The following is a 3,634-nucleotide window of genomic DNA, read 5'->3' on the forward strand; positions in this document are numbered from 1 at the left end:
GAACAGCTCCGTGTGGCCGCCATGACGGCTGCGGCCGCCGGCAGCGTGGAGCATCCGGGCCGTAACGTTGCCGCCAAGGCTGGGCTGAACCGGTCGATCCTGGACGCCGGCTGGGGCCAGTTCACGAGCATTCTTGTTGCCAAGGCTGAGCGCGCCGGACGGCGAGTGGTCCTCGTGAGCCCCGCCTTCACCTCGATCGACTGCCACACCTGCGGGGCCAGTTGTGGCCGGCCTCGGCAGGAGATCGTCGTCTGCCCCACCCATGGCGAGCTGGACGCCGACCTCAACGGAGCTCGCAACATCGCAGCCAGGGCCGGGCTGGGCTCTGGTCAAGCCTCCGCGGCTTGAGAAGCTGCCGGCTCCGGCCGGCAGAGCAGTCACCGCGCTCGGCTCCTCGGTCAGGTCAGGTCGGGGCTATCACGTTATCGCGTGGGTACAAGGAGGACGATGGAACAGCTGAAGCGCCTCCTCCAGGTCGTGGACGACTGGCAGCAGCGGCACCGGTGGGTGGCCTTCCCGGTGGCCGTGGCCAAGAAGTACGGGGAGGACCAGGCCGGGCACCGGGCGGCGCTGCTGGCCTACTACGGGTTCTTCTCGCTGTTCCCGCTGCTGCTGGTGGCCGTGACCGTGCTCGGGTTCGTGCTCCAGGGCCAGTCCGACCTGGGCCAGCGGATCGTCGACTCGGCGGTGGCCCAGTTCCCGGTGATCGGGGACGAGATCAGCGGGACCGTGAGCCAGAGCCGGCTGCGGGGCAGCGGGCTGGCCCTGGCCGTCGGGGCCGCCCTGGCCCTGTGGGGCGGGCTGGGGGTGGCCGAGGCCGCCCAGGCGGCCATGAACGGCATCTGGAACGTGCCCCGGCGGCGCTACCCGAACTTCTTCCTGCGCCGCCTGCGCGGCCTGGCCTGGCTGGTCATCCTCGGAGGCGGGCTGCTGCTGGCCAGCGTCGTCTCGGGGTTCGCGGCCGCCGCCGACACGGCCTGGTCGGGGCCGGCGGCGGTAGCCGCCTCGACCGCCGTGAACATGCTGCTGTTCCTGGTCGGCTTCCGGGTGCTGACGGTCCGCAACGTGTCGCTGCGGGCGCTGCTGCCCGGGGCGGTGCTGGCCGCGCTGGCCTGGGCGCTGCTGCAGTGGCTGGGCGGCTGGTACGTGGACCGCCAGCTCAGCCGGGCCAGCGCCACCTACGGCGCGTTCGCGCTGGTCATCGGCCTGCTGTCGTGGCTCTACCTGGCCTCCACGGTGACCCTGCTGGCGGCCGAGGTGAACGTGGTCCGGACCCGCAAGCTGTGGCCCCGCAGCCTGGCCCCGCCGCCTCTGGGCGGTCCCGACGAGCGCGCCCTCGAGGGCCTGGCCAGGCAGGAGGAGCGCCTGCCCGACCAGCGGGTCGAGGTCAGCTTCGGCGGCGACGAGGACGCGGGGGCGGCGGGGGAGCGGCCGGCCGAGCGGGGACCGCCGGCTCAGACCCGGTAGTCGCGGACCTCGTCGAGCACGACCCCGCCGCCGACCTCGGCCGTGCCGCCGGGGCCAGGACGGGCGTGCAGGATCGACCCGGCGCCCTGGCGGATCGTCACCGGCCGGCCCAGCTGGCTGACCAGGCGGACGGCGGCCGCGCCGGTGGCCTCGTCCTCGGCGATGCCGTAGCTGGGGGCGAACACCCGGGAGCGGATCCGCCCGGCGGCCTCGTCCTCCCAGGCCCAGCAGTCGACGAAGCCGAGGTCCTCGGGGGCGCCGGCCAGCGCCTCCACCTCCTCGGGCCCCGCCAGCTGGCGGAAGGCCATCTCCGGGGCCCACTCGGCCCGGCCGCGGATCCAGGTGACCCCGTCGCCGTCGAGGAAGGTGGGCACCTCGCCGGCGGGAGGCCGCAGCACCGCCACCGCCGTCCGCTCCCGGGCCAGCAGCCAGCTGGTGCCGACCAGCGGGTGGCCGGCGAACGGCAGCTCGGCCGCCGGGGTGAAGATCCGCACCCCGCCCGCGGCCGGGTCGTCGACGAACACCGTCTCGCTGAAGCCGAGGTCGGTGGCGACCGGCTGGCGGCGGCCCTGGGGCACGGCCGGGCCGGCCAGGAACACCCCCAGCGGGTTCCCGCCGGTCCCGTCGGGAGCCACGAACACCCGCAGCACGTGCAGCTCGGCCATGGCCGTAGGCTAGCGATCCGGGTGAAAATGCGCAGCGGAGGGAGGTGGCACGTGGGCGGGTTCGTGTCGCGAGGGTTCAGGGGCCGCCGGCGCGCCGGGACGGAGCAGGCGGCCAAGCTGCCGCCCGGCCAGTACGCCGAGCGCGGGTTCCCGGTGCTCACCGCCGGGCCGACCCCCCGGATCGACCTGGCCGAATGGCGCCTCAAAGTCGAGGGGCTGGTGGCCACGCCCCAGGAGTGGACCTGGGAGGAGGTCCAGGCGCTGCCCCGGTCCAGCTTCGCGGGCGACATCCACTGCGTGACCCGCTGGAGCAAGCTCGGCACCGGCTTCGCCGGGGTGTCGGTCGACACCCTCCTGGACGCGGCCGAGCCGCTGCCCGCGGCCAGCCACGTCGTCGCCTTCTGCTACGGCGGCTACACCACCAACCTGCCCCTCGACGACGTCCGCGGCGGCAAGGCCTGGGTGGTGTGGGAGCACGAGGGCGCCCCCCTGCCGCCCGAGCACGGCGGCCCGGCGCGGCTGCTCGTGCCCCACCTGTACCTGTGGAAGAGCGCCAAGTGGCTGGCCGGGCTGCGCCTGCTCGACCACGACGCCCCCGGCTTCTGGGAGTCGCTCGGCTACCACAACCGGGGCGACCCCTGGCGGGAGGAGCGGTATTGGGGCGACTGAGCTGGCGGCTGGCCACGGTCGCCGAGGTCAGGCCCGAGACCGACCGCGTCGTCACCCTGGCCCTTGAGGTACCTGAGTGGGACGGGCACCTGCCCGGCCAGCACGTCGACGTGCGCCTGACCGCCGAGGACGGCTACCAGGCCGAGCGGGCCTACTCGATCGCCTCGGCCCCCGGCGGCGAGCGGGTCGAGCTGGCCGTTGAGCGGCTGGACGACGGCGAGGTCTCGCCCTATCTGGCCGGCGAGCTCCGCCAGGGCGACCAGCTGGAGCTGCGCGGCCCGGTCGGCGGCTACTTCGTCTGGGAGCCGGGGCGGGGCGGGCCGCTGCTGCTGGTCGCCGGCGGGTCGGGGGTGGTGCCGCTGATGGCCATGCTGCGCCACCGGGCCGCCACCGGCAGCCAGCTCCCGGCCCGCCTGCTGTACTCCTCCCGGACCCTCGAGGACGTGATCTTCCGCGAGGAGCTGGAGCGGCTGGCCGCCGCCGGCGACGGGCTGACCGTCACCCACGCCCTGACCAGGGCCCAGCCGCCCGGCTGGTCCGGCTATGGCCGGCGCATCGACGCGGTCATGCTGGAGGAGGTGGGCTGGCGGCCCGGGGAGCGCCCGCTGGCCTACGTCTGCGGCCCGACCCGGCTGGTCGAGGCCGTGGCCGGCCACCTGGTCGCGCTCGGCCACGACCCGGCCCGGGTCAAGACGGAACGGTTCGGACCAACGGGGGTGCCATGACCATGGACGAGACCGACCTTCGCCTGGACGGCAACGCCGTCGCCGGGATGCTGGCCGAGCTGTTCGGGTTCGACATGACGGTGGAGTGGGGGGGCTGCGCCGGCTGCG

Annotated in this window: 5 protein-coding genes; 4 read left to right on the top strand and 1 reads right to left on the bottom strand. The window is 74.8% G+C overall.

What is annotated here, in order from left to right; all coding sequences use genetic code 11:
- Together VF468_12675 and VF468_12680 are read left to right on the top strand one after the other, a co-directional pair.
- Positions 1-348 (top strand): transposase (locus VF468_12675; protein HEX5879149.1); only part of this gene is annotated, 348 nt, incomplete at its 5' end.
- A 99-nt stretch (positions 349-447) separates the two neighbouring features.
- Positions 448-1,467, top strand: coding sequence for a YihY/virulence factor BrkB family protein (locus tag VF468_12680; protein HEX5879150.1), 1,020 nt, complete (start codon positions 448-450; stop codon positions 1,465-1,467).
- On the opposite strand, the gene VF468_12685 is transcribed toward VF468_12680, so the two are convergent.
- Complete coding sequence (locus VF468_12685; protein HEX5879151.1) at positions 1,455-2,132, bottom strand: PhzF family phenazine biosynthesis protein; 678 nt, start codon at positions 2,130-2,132, stop codon at positions 1,455-1,457. The genes VF468_12680 and VF468_12685 overlap by 13 nt on opposite strands.
- Before the next feature lie 51 nt (positions 2,133-2,183).
- Between VF468_12685 and VF468_12690 the strand changes: the two genes are divergently transcribed.
- Both VF468_12690 and VF468_12695 read left to right on the top strand, forming a co-directional pair.
- Positions 2,184-2,801, top strand: a complete 618-nt coding sequence (locus tag VF468_12690) for a sulfite oxidase-like oxidoreductase (GenBank protein ID HEX5879152.1) — start codon at positions 2,184-2,186, stop codon at positions 2,799-2,801.
- Positions 2,789-3,526, top strand: coding sequence for a ferredoxin reductase (locus VF468_12695; protein HEX5879153.1), 738 nt, complete (start codon positions 2,789-2,791; stop codon positions 3,524-3,526). Before VF468_12690 ends, VF468_12695 begins: the two co-directional genes overlap by 13 nt.
- Positions 3,527-3,634: the final 108 nt, after the last annotated feature.

Source organism: Actinomycetota bacterium, from assembly GCA_036280995.1.
In the GTDB taxonomy this organism is placed as follows: Bacteria; Actinomycetota; CALGFH01; order CALGFH01; family CALGFH01; genus CALGFH01.

Excerpts from the sequence above, each read along its gene's own strand:
- VF468_12685 (HEX5879151.1), bottom strand. The coding sequence starts at position 2,132 with ATGGCCGAGCTGCACGTGCTGCGGGTGTTCGTGGCTCCCGACGGGACC.
- VF468_12680 (HEX5879150.1), top strand. The coding sequence starts at position 448 with ATGGAACAGCTGAAGCGCCTCCTCCAGGTCGTGGACGACTGGCAGCAG.